General features: G+C 69.8%; 15 protein-coding genes and 1 tRNA gene. 11 read left to right on the plus strand and 5 right to left on the minus strand.

The annotated features are described in order from the left end of the window. The first annotated feature begins 51 nt into the window (after positions 1–51). Positions 52–1,338 carry an aspartate kinase gene (locus tag C3481_RS10850; RefSeq protein WP_036305893.1) on the plus strand — a complete coding sequence of 429 codons (1,287 nt, stop codon included), beginning with the start codon at positions 52–54 and terminating at the stop codon, positions 1,336–1,338. A gap of 93 nt (positions 1,339–1,431) precedes the next feature. Further along, positions 1,432–2,835 (plus strand): threonine synthase, encoded by a 1,404-nt coding sequence (thrC, locus tag C3481_RS10855; protein ID WP_103842288.1) that lies wholly within the window; start codon positions 1,432–1,434, stop codon positions 2,833–2,835. Between the two features lie 129 nt (positions 2,836–2,964). On the opposite strand, the gene coaBC is transcribed toward thrC, so the two are convergent. Next, on the minus strand, positions 2,965–4,176 hold the full coding sequence (gene coaBC / locus C3481_RS10860) for a bifunctional phosphopantothenoylcysteine decarboxylase/phosphopantothenate--cysteine ligase CoaBC (RefSeq protein WP_071917835.1): 1,212 nt from the start codon (positions 4,174–4,176) through the stop codon (positions 2,965–2,967). 70 nt (positions 4,177–4,246) lie between these two features. Here coaBC and C3481_RS10865 point away from each other — a divergent pair, with 70 nt between their 5' ends. The 6 genes from C3481_RS10865 (at position 4,247) to C3481_RS10890 (ending at position 10,420) form a co-directional block, all read left to right on the plus strand. Then, positions 4,247–4,963, plus strand: a complete 717-nt coding sequence (locus tag C3481_RS10865) for an NRDE family protein (protein WP_023955062.1) — start codon at positions 4,247–4,249, stop codon at positions 4,961–4,963. A gap of 94 nt (positions 4,964–5,057) precedes the next feature. Continuing rightward, complete coding sequence (locus tag C3481_RS10870; RefSeq protein WP_023955060.1) at positions 5,058–6,116, plus strand: aspartate-semialdehyde dehydrogenase; 1,059 nt, start codon at positions 5,058–5,060, stop codon at positions 6,114–6,116. 21 nt (positions 6,117–6,137) lie between these two features. Further along, a complete protein-coding gene (locus C3481_RS10875) occupies positions 6,138–7,646 on the plus strand; it encodes a malate:quinone oxidoreductase (RefSeq protein WP_023955058.1) in 1,509 nt (502 codons plus the stop codon). Positions 7,647–7,651: 5 nt separating this feature from the next. Continuing rightward, positions 7,652–8,266 carry a thymidine kinase gene (locus C3481_RS10880; protein ID WP_064955064.1) on the plus strand — a complete coding sequence of 205 codons (615 nt, stop codon included), beginning with the start codon at positions 7,652–7,654 and terminating at the stop codon, positions 8,264–8,266. A 101-nt stretch (positions 8,267–8,367) separates the two neighbouring features. Continuing rightward, positions 8,368–9,087: a FadR/GntR family transcriptional regulator gene (locus C3481_RS10885; RefSeq protein WP_023955054.1), complete on the plus strand. Its 720-nt coding sequence runs from the start codon at positions 8,368–8,370 to the stop codon at positions 9,085–9,087. A gap of 49 nt (positions 9,088–9,136) precedes the next feature. Then, positions 9,137–10,420, plus strand: coding sequence for an alpha-hydroxy acid oxidase (locus C3481_RS10890; RefSeq protein WP_103842291.1), 1,284 nt, complete (start codon positions 9,137–9,139; stop codon positions 10,418–10,420). Positions 10,421–10,519: 99 nt separating this feature from the next. Here the strand turns inward: C3481_RS10890 and C3481_RS10895 are convergent, their stop codons facing one another. The 4 genes from C3481_RS10895 to C3481_RS10910 form a co-directional block, all read right to left on the minus strand. Next, positions 10,520–11,284 (minus strand): HAD-IIB family hydrolase, encoded by a 765-nt coding sequence (locus tag C3481_RS10895; protein ID WP_181021921.1) that lies wholly within the window; start codon positions 11,282–11,284, stop codon positions 10,520–10,522. Positions 11,285–11,345: 61 nt separating this feature from the next. After that, positions 11,346–11,419: transfer RNA gene (locus C3481_RS10900), tRNA-Pro, on the minus strand. Positions 11,420–11,467: 48 nt separating this feature from the next. Further along, positions 11,468–12,397, minus strand: a complete 930-nt coding sequence (locus tag C3481_RS10905) for a metallophosphoesterase (protein ID WP_103842296.1) — start codon at positions 12,395–12,397, stop codon at positions 11,468–11,470. Continuing rightward, positions 12,397–14,937, minus strand: coding sequence for a transglycosylase domain-containing protein (locus C3481_RS10910; protein ID WP_103842298.1), 2,541 nt, complete (start codon positions 14,935–14,937; stop codon positions 12,397–12,399). The genes C3481_RS10905 and C3481_RS10910 overlap by 1 nt, the downstream gene beginning before the upstream one ends. A 107-nt stretch (positions 14,938–15,044) precedes the next feature. Here C3481_RS10910 and C3481_RS10915 point away from each other — a divergent pair, with 107 nt between their 5' ends. The 3 genes from C3481_RS10915 to C3481_RS10925 all read left to right on the plus strand — a co-directional run bounded on the left by C3481_RS10915 (position 15,045) and on the right by C3481_RS10925 (position 17,572). After that, on the plus strand, positions 15,045–15,266 hold the full coding sequence (locus C3481_RS10915) for a DUF4177 domain-containing protein (protein ID WP_023955044.1): 222 nt from the start codon (positions 15,045–15,047) through the stop codon (positions 15,264–15,266). Beyond that, positions 15,263–15,730, plus strand: coding sequence for a RidA family protein (locus C3481_RS10920; protein WP_103842300.1), 468 nt, complete (start codon positions 15,263–15,265; stop codon positions 15,728–15,730). Before C3481_RS10915 ends, C3481_RS10920 begins: the two co-directional genes overlap by 4 nt. A 102-nt stretch (positions 15,731–15,832) precedes the next feature. After that, entirely contained in the window at positions 15,833–17,572 is a 1,740-nt protein-coding gene (locus tag C3481_RS10925) for a Na+/H+ antiporter (RefSeq protein ID WP_023955040.1), read from the plus strand. The last annotated feature ends 15 nt before the right edge of the window (positions 17,573–17,587 follow it).

Below are 17,587 nucleotides of genomic sequence, written 5' to 3' on the forward strand. Positions count from 1 at the left end.
CATCCGGGCGCCCGTAGCAATCGCGCCGGCACCGGCATCCGGGAGTCCCACATGGCATTGATCGTGCAGAAGTACGGCGGGTCGTCCGTCGCCGACGCGGAGAGCATCAAGCGGGTCGCGAAGCGCATCGTCGACACCCGTCGCGCCGGTCACGACGTCGTCGTCGCGGTGAGCGCGATGGGCGACACGACCGACGAGCTGCTCGATCTCGCGAACGAGGTCGCCCCGATCCCGGCTCCCCGCGAGCTCGACATGCTCCTCAGCTCGGGCGAGCGCATCTCGATGGCGCTCCTGGCGATGGCGATCCACTCGATGGGCTTCGAAGCCCGGTCGTTCACCGGCAGCCAGGCGGGCATGATCACAGACGCCACGCACGGCGCGGCGCGCATCGTCGACGTCACCCCGGTGCGCCTGCGCGAGGCACTCGACGAGGGGGCGATCGTCATCGTCGCGGGGTTCCAGGGGTTCAACCGCGACACCCGCGACATCACGACGCTCGGTCGCGGCGGATCCGACACCACGGCCGTGGCGCTCGCCGCCGCCCTCTCGGCCGATGTCTGCGAGATCTACAGCGACGTCGACGGCATCTACACCGCCGACCCGCGCGTCGTGCCGAAGGCTCGCAAGCTCGGCGTCGTCTCGGCGGAGGAGATGCTCGAGCTCGCCGCGAACGGCGCCAAGGTCCTCTACATCCGTGCGGTGGAGTACGCCCGCCGTCACGGCGTCATGATCAACGCCCGGTCGACGTTCAGCTCGGGAACCGGCACGTTCGTGCTCGGTCCCGGCATGACGCTGCCCGAAGGTCGAAAGGAAGAAGAGATGGAAGAGCCGATCGTCGCGGGCGTCGCCACCGACCTCAGCCAGGCCAAGATCACCGTCATCGGCGTGCCCGACGTCCCGGGCAAGGCCGCCGAGATCTTCAAGATCGTGGCGAAGTCGGGTGCCAACGTCGACATGATCGTCCAGAACGTGTCGGCCGCTGCGACGGGACGCACCGACATCTCGTTCACGCTGCCCAAGACGGATGCGACGCTCGCGCTCCGCGCCCTCGCGGGGGAGCAGAACGAGGTCGGGTTCGAGAGCCTCGTGCACGACGACCAGATCGGCAAGCTGTCGGTCGTGGGAGCGGGCATGCGCACGCACTCGGGTGTCTCCGCGACGCTGTTCGAGGCGCTGTCGAACGCCGGCGTCAACCTCGAGATGATCTCGACCTCCGAGATCCGCATCTCGGTCGTGGTCCGCGGCGACGAGCTGGCCGAGGCCGCGCGCGTCGTGCACACCGCCTACGGGCTCGACGGCGACACCGAAGCCGTCGTCTACGCCGGCACCGGTCGCTGACCCCCTCCGATCGTCGGCACCCCGCCGTCGCCGGGCAGGCGCGGCACCTGCGAGAATCGAAAGCCGTCCCCGACCCGTCACCGAGGAGCCCGCGTGCTGTACATCTCGACCCGAGGCGGCGCTGAGCCGCTGCCGTACTGCGACGCGCTCCTCGAAGGTCTCGCGACCGACGGCGGCCTCGCCGTGCCGCAGGAGATGCCGACCGTCTCACCCGAGACGCTCGAGCGCTGGCGGGCGCTGACGTACCCGCAGCTGGCCACCGAGGTGCTCGCGCTCTTCGCGACCGACATCGAGCGCGATGACCTCGCGCGCATGACCGAGGCCGCGTACGCCCCCTTCCCTGACGCGGTCGTCCCGCTGCGCCCGATCGGCGACGGGATGACGCTCGTCGGGCTCTCCGAGGGGCCGACGCTCGCCTTCAAGGACCTCGCGATGCAGTTCCTCGGGCAGGTCGTCGAGCATGCGCTGGAGCGCACCGGTTCGGTGCTCAACGTGCTCGGTGCGACATCGGGTGACACCGGCTCGGCGGCGGAGTACGCGCTGCGCGGCAAGGAGCGCATCGCGGTCTTCATGCTCTCGCCGCAGGGGCGCATGAGCCCGTTCCAGCGAGCGCAGATGTTCTCGCTCGACGAGCCCAACATCCACAACATCGCCGTCGCGGGCGTCTTCGACGACTGCCAGAACCTCGTCAAGGAGCTCGCGGGCGACCTCGAGGTGAAGCGCGAGCTGCACCTCGGCGCCGTCAACTCGATCAACCTCGCCCGTATCACCGCCCAGGTCGTCTACTACTTCTGGGCGTGGCTGCGAGCCACCGATGCCGACGGCCACGCCGAGGTCTCGATCACGGTGCCGTCGGGCAACTTCGGCAACATCCTGTCGGGGTTCTACGCCCGCGAGATGGGCCTGCCGATCCGCAGGCTCGTGCTGGCGGCGAACGAGAACAACGTTCTCGACGAGTTCTTCCGCACGGGGATCTATCGCCCGCGTTCGGCGGCGCAGACGCTGCAGACCTCGAGCCCGTCGATGGACATCTCCAAGGCGTCGAACCTCGAGCGCTTCATCTTCGAGCTCGTCGGTCGCGACCCCCAGCGCGTCGTCGCGGCCTGGCGCGAGCTCGAGACTCAGGGCTTCGCCGACTTCTCCGCCGATCTCGCGCGCTTCACGGCCGAGTTCGGCATCGTCAGCGGGACCTCGACCCACGCCGACCGTCTCGCGACCATCCGCTCGGTCCACGAGGGGACGGGCGAGATCATCGACCCGCACACCGCGGACGGCGTCACGGTGGCGCGCGAGTACGTCGAGTCCGGCGAGGTCATGCTCGTCCTCGAGACGGCCAAGCCCGAGAAGTTCGCCGAGACGATCCGCGAGGCCATCGGCGTCGAGCTGACCTACTCCGACGAGCTGCAGGCCATGCTCGATGCGCCCCAGCACGTCGTCGATGTGCCCGACGACGCCGCCGCACTCACGGCCTTCATCCGGGAGCGCGCGCTCCGCTGACACCCCGCATGGTGATACATCGGTCGGACCGGTGGGGCTGGTGAGGCCCACGCACAGCGGAGAGTGCTCAGGGGCACCACGCGTCCGACGGATGTATCGGGCTCGGGCGGGCGTCCCCTGCCGAGGCGGTCAGTGCGCGGAGCGGGTGGCGACGATCGCGTCCCAGACCGCACGGGCGACTGCGCTCTTCGCGCCCGCGGCCTCGGCGACCACCGTCCCGCCCTCACCGATCACGGCGACGGCGTTCTCGCCCGAGCCGAAACCGGCGTCCCACCCGACCTCGTTGACGACGAGGAGGTCGACGCCCTTGCGCTCACGCTTGCGCCGAGCACGCCCGAGCAGGTCGTCGTCGGCGGTCTCGGCGGCGAACCCGACGACGGTCTGACCGTCGCGGCGAGCGGCGGCGAGCCTCGCGAGGATGTCGTCGTTCGGCACGAGCTCGATCGTCTCGAGCGGACCGTCTTCCTTCCGCAGCTTGTGATCCGACACCCGTGCGGCGCGGTAGTCGGCGACGGCCGCGACCATGATGACGACCTCGGCCGCGGCGGCGGCATCCGACATCGCCTCGCCCAGTTCAGCCGCCGTCTCGACATGCTGGATCGTGATGCGCGGGTGCGCGGCGGCGGCGTCGAGGACGCCGGCGTCGACGGATGCCGCGACGAGGGTCACGGCCGCGCCGCGCCGCGCCGCCTCGACGGCGATCTCCGCTCCCTGGCGGCCGCTCGACCGGTTGCCGAGGAAGCGCACGGGGTCGAGCGGTTCTCGCGTTCCGCCGGTCGAGACCGCGACGTGCAGGCCGTCGAGGTCGGCCGGTGCCGGGGACACGAGCGCGAGGGCCGCGGCGACGATGTCCTCCGGCTCGGACATGCGACCCGGGCCGCTGTCGCCGCCGGTCAGTGGGCCGTCCGCGGGACCGACGATCAGCACACCGCGCTCGCGGAGCGTGGCGACGTTGGCGGTGGTCGCCGGGTGCCGCCACATCTCGGTGTGCATCGCCGGGGCGACCACGACGGGCGCCGTCGTGGCGAGAAGCGTGGTGCCGAGAAGATCGGATGCCAGCCCCGCCGTCATCGACGCGATCGTGTTGGCCGTCGCGGGCGCGACGATCACGAGGTCCGCGCTCTGCCCCAGGGCTACGTGCCGCACACGGGCCACGTCGTCGTGCACCGAGGTCGTGACGGGATTGCGGCTGATCGCCTCCCACGTCGTCAGGCCGATGAAGCGCAGCGAGTCGTCCGTCGGGATGACGTGGACCTCGTGCCCCTGCTGCACGAGCAGCCGTACGAGGTGGACGCTCTTGTAGGCGGCGATGCCTCCGGTGACCCCGACTACGATGAACATGCCCCCGATCCTCCCACGGCCCCGGGCGGGTGCGCGGAGCGACCGTCGGGTGCCGAGAGCGAGTGATCCCATGTGCACCGTCGTCATCCAGGTGCCCGCCGATCCGAGCCGTCCGGTTCGGCTGCTGGCCGTGCGCGACGAGGATCCGGCCCGCGCATGGGATCCGGTCGGTCCGTGGTGGCCCGACGCGTACCCCGGTGTCATCGGCGTGCGCGACCGTCGGGCGGGCGGCGCCTGGCTGGCCGCCGACCCCGCCGCGCGCCGCCTCGCGGTCATCCTCAATCGCGCCGACGTGCTGCCCGACGATGCGCCGGCGCTCTCGCGCGGCGGCATCGTGCTCGACGCGGTCGCCGGACAGCCTCCGGTGGGCGCCCCGCCCACCCACGGCTTCAACCTCGTCGATGTCTCCGCCGCGGGGGTCCGCGTGACGATGTGGGATGCCGCGACCCTGCGCACCGTCGACCTGGCTCCCGGAACCCACATGATCGCTCACGACGACGTCGACGATCCACGCACGGCCCGCATCCGTCGCTGGCTCGGCGCCTTCGCTTCGGCCGCGCCCGAGCTCGATCACGCGAACGGGCTGCAGCCCTGGCTCGACGTGCTCCAGGACACCGCGGTCACCCCGGCGACCGACGACGCGGCCATCATCCGCGACAACCGTCCGTACGGCGTGCCGACCCTGTCGCTGCTCGTCTGCACGGCGTCGGTCGGCACGGACGGGGTCGACGTGGCTTACGGCGCGCTGGCCGTGCCGGGGGAGTGGAACCGTCCCGAGATGGCGTGATTCGCACGGTCATTGGCTGTCACGTGCGTCGGCGCGGTATCGCCGCGCCGATAGAATCGCGGAAACCCGATCCCGCTTCACGCAAGGAACAGCTATGACCCGCATCTCCGATTCCGGACTCTCCGTCGCCGTCGTCGGCGCCACCGGCCAGGTCGGAAAGGTGATGCGCGAGATTCTCATCGAGCGGAACTTCCCGATCCGCGAGCTGCGCCTGTTCGCGACCGCTCGTTCGGCGGGAACCTCGATCGAGTTCGCCGGCCACGACGTGATCGTCGAGGATGTCGCCACGGCCGATCCCGCCGGCATCGACATCGCCCTCTTCTCGGCCGGTGCGACCGGATCGCGTGCGCACGCCCCTCGCTTCGCCGAGGCGGGCGCCGTCGTCATCGACAACTCCAGCGCCTGGCGCATGGACCCCGAGGTCCCGCTCGTCGTGAGCGAGGTCAACCCCCACGCGACCGTGAACCCGCCCAAGGGCATCATCGCGAACCCGAACTGCACCACGATGGCCGCGATGCCCGTGCTGAAGGTGCTCGACACCGAGGCCGGTCTCGAACGCCTCATCGTCTCGACGTACCAGGCGGTCTCGGGCTCGGGTCTCGCGGGTGCGGAGGAGCTCCTCGGTCAGGTCGAGGGGGTCCTCGCTCAGGGGCACACGCTCGATCTCGTGCACGACGGCTCGGCGGTCGACTTCCCGCAGCCCGAGAAGTACGTCGCCCCGATCGCGTTCGACGTCATCCCGTTCGCCGGCAACCTCGTGGACGACGGCGACAACGAGACCGACGAAGAGAAGAAGCTCCGCAACGAGAGCCGCAAGATCCTCGAGCTGCCCGACCTGCGGGTGGCCGGGACCTGCGTGCGCGTCCCGGTCTTCACGGGCCACTCGCTGTCGATCCACGCCGAGTTCGCGCGCGACATCACGCCCGAGCGGGCGCGGGAGGTTCTGGCCGCGGCGCCCGGCGTCGTGCTCGAGGAGGTACCGACGCCCCTGCAGGCCGCCGGCAACGACCCGAGCTACGTCGGCCGCATCCGTGCCGATCAGTCCGCACCCGAGGGCAAGGGGCTCGTCCTGTTCATCAGCAACGACAACCTGCGCAAGGGCGCCGCGCTGAACGCCGTGCAGATCGCGGAGATCGTCGCCGAGCGCCTCTGACCCGACCACGGTGGCGGCGGGATGCCGCGCGCCGCCACCGGGATAGACTGGTGCATCGTGAGTGAAAAGGTCGACGTCGTCCTGATCGGCGGGGGCATCATGAGTGCCACGCTCGGTGTGCTGCTGAAGCAGCTCCAGCCCGATTGGAAGATCGAGGTGCACGAGCGCCTGTCGGATCTGGCGCAGGAGAGCTCGAACCCGTGGAACAACGCGGGCACGGGCCACGCTGCGCTCTGCGAGCTGAACTACACGCCCGAGGCGCCCGACGGCTCGGTCGATCCCGGCAAGGCGATCACGATCAACGAGCAGTTCCAGCAGAGCCGGCAGCTCTGGGCCTCGCTCATCGAGCGCGGCATCCTGGACGAGCCCTCGACGTTCATCAACGCGACCCCCCACATGACCTTCGTCCGCGGTGAGAAGGACGTCGCCTTCCTCAAGCGCCGCTACGAGGCCCTCAAGGACCAGCCCCTCTTCGCGGGCATCGAGTATTCCGAGGACTCGCGCGTCATCAACCAGTGGGCGCCGCTGCTGATGCAGGAGCGCCGCAAGGGCGAGCCGTTCGCCGCGACGCGGGTTCCCGCCGGCACGGATGTCGACTTCGGATCGCTGACCCGTCAGCTGTTCTCGCACCTGCAGGAGCAGGGCGTCGAGGTCATCACCGACCGCGAGGTGCGCACCCTGCGCCGCCAGAAGGACGGCTCGTGGCGGGTCTTCTGGCGCAATCGCCTCGGCAAGACCCCCGGCCACACCGACGCGCGCTTCGTGTTCGTCGGTGCGGGAGGCTGGGCGCTGAAGCTGCTGCAGAAGTCGGGCATCCCCGAGATCAAGGGGTACGGCGTCTTCCCGATCGGCGGGCAGTTCCTCAAGACCACCAACCCCGCCGTCGTGTCGCAGCACAAGGCCAAGGTGTACTCGCAGGCCTCCGTCGGTGCCCCGCCGATGTCGGTTCCCCACCTCGACACGCGTGTGGTCGACGGCGAGGCGTCGCTGCTGTTCGGTCCGTTCGCGACCTTCAGCCCGAAGTTCCTCAAGAACGGGCGCATCACCGACATCGTCGCCCAGGTGCGTCCGCACAACCTGCTGCCGATGCTGAAGGTCGCGGTCGACAATCCGAGCCTCATCTCGTACCTGGTCGGCGAGCTGCTGAAGAACCACCGCAAGAAGGTGGAGTCGCTCCGCGTCTTCATGCCGACCGCGAAGGACGAGGACTGGGAGCTGATCCAGGCCGGCCAGCGTGCTCAGGTCATGAAGAAGGACCCGAAGAAGGGCGGCGTGCTGCAGTTCGGCACCGAGGTCGTGACCTCCGCGGACGGATCGATCGCCGGTCTGCTGGGCGCTTCGCCGGGCGCGTCGACGGCGGCATCCATCATGCTCGGACTTCTCAAGACGTGCTTCCCCGAGCGCATCGCGGGCTGGGAGCCCGAGCTGAAGAAGCTCATCCCCAGCTACGGTCAGCCGCTCAACCCGCGGGCCGAGGCCGCGCGCTCGTCGATCGAGGCGACCGCCGAGGCGCTCGCGATCAATCCCTGACGGGCATGGCCAAGCTCTACTTCCGTTACGGAGCGATGAACTCCGGCAAGTCGACGGCTCTTCTGCAGGCGGCTTACAACTACGAAGAGCGCGGCCAGCACGTTCTCCTCGCCAAGCCCGAGATCGACACGAAGGGCGCGGGCCAGATCGCCAGTCGGCTGGGAGTCGAGCGCGACGTCGACTTCCTCGTCGGCGCGGACGACGACCTGCGCGCCGTCTTCGGCGTTCATCGCGAGCGCGTCCGTGCCGAGACCGGTTCGGATGTCGCCTGCCTCCTGATCGACGAAGCGCAGTTCCTGACATCCGACCAGGTCGATGATCTGCTGCGGACCGTCGTCGAGGAGAACGTCCCGGTGCTGGCCTACGGCATCCGTACCGATTTCCAGACCCGGGCCTTTCCCGGTTCCGCTCGGCTGATGGAGCTGGCGCACAGCCTCGAGGAGCTCAAGACGATCTGTCGCTGCGGACGGAAGGCGCTCTTCAACGCCCGTCTGGTCGGTGGACGCTTCGTGTTCGAGGGCGACCAGGTCGCGATCGACGAGCTCGCTCTCGATCGTGTCACCTACGAGTCGATGTGCGCCGAGTGCTACCTCCGCGAGTCGGGTGGTCGCCTCGCCTGACGCGACTCGCGCCTGATACGTTTCACGACGCGCCCGTCCAGCGCTTTGCGCGGTCAGACCACAAGATGTATCGTGGTCCGGCCACCAACGAGAGGGGCGTCATGGCCGACGGAACCCCGGCGCGCGCCTGGCGCGTCGTACTGGAGAAGATCGAGTCCGATCTGCTCGCCGGCAAGCTCGGTCCCGGCGACCGGCTGCCGTCCGAACGCGACCTCGTCGCGCAGCTCGGCGTCGGGCGTTCGAGCGTCCGAGAGGCGTTGCGCGTGCTCGAGGTCATGGGCCTCATCCGCACCGCGACCGGTTCGGGTCCCAGCGCCGGCGCGATCGTGGTCGCGCGGCCGACCGGCGGCATGCAGGCTCTGCTGCGCCTGCAGGTCGCGGCGCAGGGTTTCGCCATCTCGGATGTCGTGAACACGCGTCTGCTGCTCGAGGAGTGGGTCGCCGGCGAGCTCGCCGGCTCGTCCGACGTGGATCTCGAACGGGCCCGAGAAGCGCTCCACGCGATGGATGCCGCCGACCTCAGTCCCGCCGACTTCCTGGCGCTGGACGCCCAGTTCCACGTCGCCCTGGCCGAGGCGTCGGGAAACGAGGTCGTCGCCGCGATGATGGCCGGCCTCCGCTCCTCGATCGAGGACTACGTGCTCGAGGGTGCCGCGCGCATTCCCGACTGGAACAGCGCGGTCGACCGCCTGCGCGACGAGCACAACGCGATCGTGGCCGCGATCGACGAGCGGCGGGTCGCGGATGCCCGCACCGCCGTCCACGACCACATCACGGGGTACTACGCGTCAGCGAACCCCGTCCGCCCCGAATCCACCTGAATCCATCCGACCCGACCCCTTCGGCCCCCGGCCGGAACAGAGGAGAGACATGGTCACCCGTCAGCTGCCCAAGATCCCCGAGCTGCTCGAACTGATGCAGTTCAAGGCCCCGGATCTGAACGGTCGTCGCCGCCGGCTCACGTCGGCCCTCACGATCGACGACCTGCGGACCATCGCGAAGCGCCGGACGCCCAAGGCGGCCTTCGACTACACCGACGGCGCCGCCGAGGGCGAGATCTCGCTCGCGCGAGCGCGCCAGGCGTTCCAGGACATCGAGTTCCACCCCGACATCCTGCGTCCGGCAGAGTCGGTCGACATGTCCACGGAGATCCTCGGCGGGCGCTCGGCCCTGCCGTTCGGAATCGCCCCGACGGGATTCACCCGCCTCATGCAGACCGAGGGCGAGAGCGCCGGAGCGTCCGCCGCGGGCGCGGCCGGCATCCCGTTCACCCTCTCGACGCTCGGAACGACCTCGATCGAGGGTGTGCGCGCCGCGAACCCCCATGGCCGCAACTGGTTCCAGCTCTACGTCATGCGCGACCGAGAGATCTCGTACGGCCTCGTCGAGCGGGCCGCCGAGGCGGGCTTCGACACCCTGATGTTCACCGTCGACACCCCCGTCGCGGGTGCCCGCCTGCGCGACAAGCGGAACGGATTCTCGATCCCGCCCGCCCTGACCGTCGGCACGATCGTCAACGCCATCCCGCGCCCCTGGTGGTGGATCGACTTCCTGACGACGCCCAAGCTCGAGTTCGCGTCGCTCACGACCACCGGGGGCACCGTCGGCGAGCTGCTCAACGCCGCGATGGATCCCACCATCAGCTACGACGACCTCGAGGTCATCCGTGGCATGTGGCCCGGGAAGATCGTGGTCAAGGGCGTCCAGAACGTCGAGGACTCCAAGCGGCTCATCGACCTCGGGGTCGACGGCATCGTGCTCTCGAACCACGGCGGTCGCCAGCTCGACCGCGCCCCCGTGCCGTTCCATCTCCTGCCGCAGGTCGTGCGCGAGGTGGGCAAGGACGCGACCGTCATGGTCGACACCGGCATCATGAACGGCGCCGACATCGTCGCCTCGATCGCGCAGGGTGCGAAGTTCACGCTGATCGGGCGCGCATACCTCTACGGGCTCATGGCCGGCGGTCGCCAGGGCGTCGACCGTACGATCGCGATCCTCCGCAGCGAGATCGAGCGAACGATGCAGCTGCTCGGCGTCTCGAGCCTCGAGGAGCTCGAGCCCCGTCACGTCACTCAGCTCCAGCGGCTCGTGCCGATCGCAGGCTCAGCCCCGCGTCGCGCCCCGTCGCGCGCCAAAACCGCATCCCGAGCCTGACGACGGGACGCAAAGCAGCGGGCCCCGGTGCCGGCAGCCGATCGGCTGGCCGGCCCGGGGCCTGAGCACGTGTCGTGCGGGGTCGTCCGCGTCAGCGCATCAGCGCAGCGGAAGCGTGGGGATGAGCCGGTCGAGGAAGTCGGCGGTGTCCTCCCAGCCCTCGACAGCGTGGCAGGCCACGCCCATCGCGAGCACGGGGTAGTCGTTGCCGTTCTCGTCGAGACGGTCGCCGACGAACAGGATGTCGTCCTGGGGGATGCCGCTCTGCTCGATGAGACGGGTCATGCCGTATGCCTTGTCGATGCCGCGCTCGGTGATGTCGACCGACGTCGAGCCGCCGGCGCGCACCTCGAGGTCGGGGATGCGGTCCGCGACCGCCGCGCGCAGCGCGTTCTTCTTCTCGCCGGTCGGGTCCCACGCCATCTTCGCGTCGACGGGAGCCTGCTGACCGAGCGCCGAGAAGGTGATCTGCGATCCGCGGTCTTCGAGGATGGGACCCCAGGTCTCGGTCTCCCACAGCCCGAGGCGACGCGCCTCCTCCTCGACAGCGGCGAGGGCGCGGGTCTTCTGGTCGTCGGTCAGCGAGCGGGCGTAGATCGTCTCGATGCCGGCGGGGGAGAGGCGGTAGTACTGGGTGCCGCAGGTCGGAAGCAGGTGGAAGTGCGACAGCAGTTCGGCATCCGTCTCGGGCAGCTGGTCGACGACCTGAGCGGTGAACTGCGCGAGCTGTCCGCCGGAGATGATCGCGACCTCGACGCGGGCCGCGAGCTCGAGCAGGTGGCGTCCGATGCGCGGGTCGATGGCGCTCTTCGAGGGAGCGAGCGTGTCGTCGAGGTCGAAGGCGACCAGGCGGGGGATGGGCATCCGTGCTCCGTTCTCCGGTGGCATGAAAGAGGCCCCGCCTCGCGGCGGAGCCTCTTCGCTGTCGGGGTGACAGGATTTGAACCTGCGGCCTCGTCGTCCCGAACGACGCGCGCTACCAAGCTGCGCCACACCCCGTGGCAACCCTCCAAGCTTACCCCGATCTCGCTCGGAAGACGAATCGGCTCACGCCCGGGCGCGGAGGACGATGACGGATGCCTCCGGGCGGCATCCGAACCGCACGGGCGCGTAGATGGAGTGTCCGAGACCCGCACTGACGTTCAGCGGCACAGACGTCGGGCCCCACGAGCTCAGTCCGCGCGCCTGGTCGAGGGGGATGTCGCAGTTGGCGACGAGGGCGCGGGAGGCGAAGGGGATCCGCACCTGCCCGCCGTGGGTGTGCCCGCCGAAGATCATGTCGGCTCCCAGATCGACGAAACGGTCGAGCACGCGGCGATACGGGGCATGGGTGACCCCGAGGGTCAGGTCGGCGCGCTTGCGGCCTTCCAGGGCTGCCAGAGCGCCGGGGAGCGCGTCGAGGTCGTCCCAGTCGCGGTGAGCGTCGTCGACGCCGATGCCGTCGATCCGCAGGCCGGCCACGCGCACCGTGGCGGCGGCGTTGTCGAGCTCGGACCAGCCGAGGTCGCCTGCGAAGAACGAGTCCATCGCCGCCGTATCGAGCTTCGGCGCCGCCTTGGCGTGCTGCGACGGGCCCGTGAAGTACCGCAGGGGGTTCCGTCCGGTCGGCTCGTACACGTCGTTCGAACCGTGGACGAAGAATCCGGGCACGCCGCGCAGGGGAGCGAAGGCCCGGCGGATGCCGTCGAGGCCTCGGGTGTGGCCGAGGTTGTCGCCCGTGTTGACCACCAGATCGGGCTGCGTCTGCTCGGCGAGGTCTGCGATCCACCGCTGCTTGCGCTGCTGCCACGGCGCCATGTGGGCGTCGGAGAGGTGCAGCACGGTGATACTCGGGCTACCGGCCGGCAGCACGGAAACCTCGTGACGCCGGGCGGTGAACAGATAGCGCTCGATTCCGACCCCCCACACGACCGCACCGCCGGCGCCCAAGGCGCCGGCGGTGGCGATCGTGGAGAGCGTCCTGCGGACGCCGGCCATCAGCAGGTCTTCGCGGTGTACTCGATGGTGATCTGCGTCCCGCGGCCGACCGCCTCGCCCGCGGCGGGACTGGTGCCCGTCACCGTCGGCTGCGGCGAATCGTCCTTCTCGGTGCACGCCGTCGTCACGCTGGTGAAGCCTGCCGCTCGCAGTTGGCGTTCCGCCTCCTGCGGGTTGCCCGTCACCGGCGGCACCGTTGCGCCCTGGCCGTTGCTCGGGGTGATGGTCACCGTGGTGCCGCCCGGAGCGCGGCCCGCGCCCGGATCCTGCGACACGATCCGCCCTTCGGGTTCGGTCGAGTCGGTGGGGTCCGCGACGTTCACGGCGAAGCCGGCCGCCTCGAGGGTGCCGCGTGCCTCATCGACGTTCTGTCCCACCACGTTCGGCAGATCGGTCAGAACGTTCTTCGTGAGGTTCGTGTCCGGAGTCGGGAAGCGGTCTCCGCCGAACTTGGCGTTCGCCGCGCCCTGCATCTTCGGCCAGATCGCGTTTCGGATCTGATCCAGGCGCCAGCCGTTCACACGGTACTCGTTGAGCTTCGCGAAGCCGTCGACGTTGCCGACCCAGACCACGGTGGCGACCTTGGTGCTCGCGCCGTCCATCCAGGTGTGCTCGTACTCGTGGATACCGGTCTTTCCGAACACCGGCACACCATCGAAGATTCGGGCGCCCTGACCCGTCGCGTTCATGACGCCCTCGAGCGCGAACGCGGCTGTGGCGGCGACGTTGGCCGAGATGGCCTGGTCGCAGCTCGTCTGCGGCGTGATGTCCTCGCCCGCGGAGTTCACGGCGCGGTCGATGACCTTCGGCTCGCACCGCATGCCACCGCCGGCGATCGCGGCGTACGCCTCCGCCATGTCGATGGGAGCGACCGCGGCGGACCCCAGCACGTCGTAAGGGTTGTTGTTGATGTCCAGCGGCTCGCCGTTGGACTGCATGACGCCCATCTTCATCGCGACCTGGTTGGTCGAGCAGACCGAGATGCGCTCGGCCATCGCGAGGAAGCCCGAGTTCAGCGAGTCCTCGGTGAACTTCTTGATCGTGCCGGAGTAGCCGTTGCTGCTCTGGAAGTTACCGATCTCGTTCGCGCGGCCGCTGTTGCCGGTGCGGACGTTCTGCGTCGCGCCGTCGCAGCTCGTGAGCACCCGCTTGTTCCCGACGCGGCCGTTGAGCACCTCATTGACGGAGTGACCCTGCTCGAGCCAGTTGATGAGGCTGAACACCTTGTAGGTCGAGCCGGCGGAGTGACCGCCGCCGCCGTCCTGGTTGCGCACGTTGTAGTTGACCGGGGTCACTGTGCCCGCTTCGTCCCCCGTGGGCGCGAACGGACGGTTCTGCACCATGGAGAGCACGCGGCCGGTGCCGACCTCGACCTGGACGCCGGAGGCGCCGAGGTTCAGACGGTCGTCGGTCGCGGGCACGACGGACATCGCGTCGAGCGCGGCATCCTGGAGCTGCGGGTCGAGGGTCGTGTAGATCTTCATGCCGCCGCGGCGCAGGTTCTGCTGGCGCTCCTCGAGCGACTCGCCGAAGGCGGGATCATCGAGGACGATGTTGCGCACGTACTCGCAGAAGAACTCGGCGCCGGCGGCGAGCTGGCAGCCCTGCGGGCGCTCCTGGATGTTGGGGGTGATGGGCTCCGCGATGGCGGCATCCCGCTCTTCCTGCGTGATCTTGCCGTCCGAGAACATGCGATTGAGGACGTAGATCTGGCGATCCTTCGTCAGCTCGTAGCCGTTGGCGGCGCCGTTCGACTCGCTGTCGGGCCGATCGAGACGGTAGGTGTTCGGCTCCTGCACCATGCCGGCGATCGCGGCGGCCTGGCCGATCGTGAGCTGCGACGCGGCCACGCCGAAGTAGTACTGCGACGCCGCCCCGATGCCGTAGACGGTGCCACCGAAGTGCGCGATGTTGAGATAGCCGAGCAGGATCTCGTTCTTGGGATACCGCTTCTCGAGCTGGATCGCGTAGCGCATCTCCTGCAGCTTGCGCTCGATGCCGTCGGTGCCGGAGGCGACCGTCGTCGAGCGGAAGCACGCCTCGACCTCCTCCTGCGACTTGGCCTCCTTCTCACAGGCCTGCTGCAGCACGTTCTTGACGTACTGCTGCGTGATCGACGAGCCACCGCGCGTGTCGCTGCCGCGGAGGTTGCCGAGCACCGCGCTGGCCGTGCCGACGAGGTCGACGCCGCCGTGCGTGTAGTAGTTCTTGTCCTCGCTCGAGGTGATCGCGTCGAACATGACCGGCGCGACCTCGTCCCACGTGACGGGGATGCGGTTCTGGTCGTAGAACTGCGTCATGAGGACGTCGTTGCCGTCTGCGTCCTTGCGGTAGAACTCGGTCGGCAGCATGAGCTCGTCGACCTCGAGGTAGCTCGGCATGTTGTCGAAGACGTCGATCGCGCTGGTCGCTGCGTAACCCGACACGGCGATGGCGGGGGTCACGGTCGCGGTGACGAGGATCCCGGCCACAGCGCTCAGGCCGACCAGGCCGGCGAGACCGCCGAGCACACCGGTGGCCGTGCGTTTCTTGTGAGGCATAGGGTGATCGTAAGCGAGATACCTGGGCATCCGCCTCAGGACCACCCCTTGCGCGCGTGCCTCCGCGCATGCCGGCGCGCGAGCGAAAGCCGAAGATCGGAGCCCCGATGACGACGTGGGAGTACCTCACCACGCCCCTGCTGATCCACAACACCGCGGCGATCCTCAACAACTGGGGCAAGCAGGGGTGGGAGCTCGTGCAGGTCGTGCCGGGCCCCGAGGGCGGTCTCGTCGCGTACTTCAAGCGTCCGGTCGGCGGCGGAGCGGCCAACGCCGGTCTCGGCGCCGCCCAGCAGGCCGCTCAGCAGTTCGAGGGGACGGGCGCATGAGCGTCTCTGCACGGCTGACGGAGCTCGGCATCCAGCTTCCGCCCGTCGTTCCGCCCGTCGCGGCATACATCCCCGCGACCGAGCACGACGGACTCGTCTACACGTCGGGGCAGCTGCCCGTGGTCGACGGCTCGCTGCCCGCGACCGGCAAGGTCGGCGAGGGCGATGGCCTCGTCGCGCCCGTGACGGCCAAGGACCTCGCTCGCCAGTGCGCGCTCAACGCCGTCGCCGCCGCAGCGGATGTGGCCGGCGGCGTCGACAACCTCGCTCGGGTCGTGAAGGTGACCGGATTCGTCGCCTCCGTCCCCGAGTTCACCGGCCAGCCCGGCGTCATCAACGGCGCGAGCGAAGTGCTGGGCGAGATCTTCGGCGAGGCCGGTCGTCACGCACGGTCGGCGGTCGGGGTGCCGGTGCTGCCGCTCGACTCGCCGGTCGAGGTCGAGGTCGTCTTCGCCCTGGTCTGATCGCCGGGCGCTCCGCCCACCGCGAACCTCGGGCGGAACACCGCCCGTGCCGTGGCTCGCGGCCCTACGCTCTGGTGTGGACCACGCGGAAGGGCGGTAGGGATGCAGGGACTCGAGGTCACGGTTCTGCTGGGCATCGCCCTTCTCGTCGGAACCGTCCTGGCGCCGCGGTTGCGCGTCGCGACGCCGCTGGTGCTGCTCGTGATCGGTCTGCTGCTCGGGTTCATCCCCGAGCTGCGTGCCATCGAGCTGCCGCCGGAGACGGTGCTGCTGCTGTTCCTGCCGGTGCTGCTGTTCCGCGAGGCGTGGACGACGTCGCTGCGTTCGGTCCGCCGGTCGCTCCGCTACATCGTGCCGATGAGCACCCTGCTCGTCGTCGCCTCGGCATTCGCCGTCGCGGCCGTCGCGACGTGGCTGGGTGTGCCGTGGGAGGCCGCCCTCGTGCTCGGCGCGGCCGTCGCGCCGCCCGACGCCACCGCCGTGGCCGCCCTCGGCCGGCTGCTGCCCGCCCGCACCTTCATGAAGCTCAAAGCGGAGAGCCTCACGAACGACGGCACCGCCCTCGTCCTCTACGCCATCGCGGTCTCGCTCCTCCTCGGCGACCAGGTGAGCGCGCTCTCGATCACGGGCATGGTGCTGCTGTCGTACCTCGGCGGGGCGGCGGCCGGCATCGCGGTCGCAGCCCTCGCCTTCCTCGCCCTGCGACGGATGCAGTCGACCCTGACGATCAACCTGACGCTGCTGCTCGTCCCGTTCGTCGCCTTCCTGGTCGCCGAGCTGATCGAGGCGTCCGGGGTGCTCGCCGTCGTCTTCGCGGGGCTCATCGTCGCCTGGGTGTCGCCGCGCATCACGACGGCGATGTCGCGCCGGGCCGCCGATGCCACCTGGCCGTTCGGGGTGTATCTGCTCAACGGTGCGCTGTTCGTGCTGATCGGCCTCGAGGTGCAGCTGGTCCTGCACGAGATCTCGCCGTCGGAGATCGGCATCCTGCTTCTCGTCACCGTCGCGGCGTGGGTGGCGCTGTTCGTCGTGCGCTACCTCTTCCAGTGGTTGTTCTCGCCCTTCTCGCGTCCGGCGGCCGGGTCGAGCAGGTCGCTCCGGCACCGTTCGCGCGTCGTCAGCACCGTGTCGGGGTTCCGCGGGGCCGTCTCGCTCGCCATCGCGCTGTCGGTGCCGATCACGACGGCGTCGGGTGAGCCGGTCGAGGGGCGCGACTCGATCGTGTTCGTCACGGCGGGCGTCATCGTGCTCACGCTCCTCGTGCAGGGGCCGCTGCTCCCCGTCGTCATCCGCTGGGCGAAGCTGCCCGCCGACGATGCGGCGATCGAGGAGTACGAGCTCGCCCAGCGGGCCATTTCGGGCGCCGCCCTCGCGGCTCTCGACGACCTCGCCGCAGAGCACGGGGTCAGCGATCGTGTTCGCGACCGTGCCCGTCACGAGGGCTACGAACGCCTCGAGCTCGCGAACGCCCGCGCCGTCGCGCGTCAGCGGGCGGCCGAGGAACGCGATTCGGATGCCGACATCGACGACGACTCGTCCGACGAGGATGCCTCGCGCATGGGCCCGGTGCCGCCCGGGCCATCGGACGGGGACGGGCACCGGCCTGCGCCGCAGCTCGAGATGCTCGCCGTCAGCGACGACATCGACCTGACGCAGCGCTCGCCGCTCATCCGGCACCGGGAGGCGACGCGGCTGCGGCTGGCGATGCTCGACCGCAAGCGCGAGGTGCTGCTGCGCCTGCGGCGCGACGGCACGATCGACGACCTCGTGGCGAGGCGCATCCTCGCCGACCTCGACATCGAGGAGATCCGGGCGCGCGGCCTCGACCGCGACGCCGAGTGACGCGATCGAGGCCGG

It is taken from the genome of Microbacterium sp. Ru50 (assembly GCF_002920555.1).
Classification (GTDB): Bacteria; Actinomycetota; Actinomycetes; order Actinomycetales; family Microbacteriaceae; genus Microbacterium; species Microbacterium arborescens.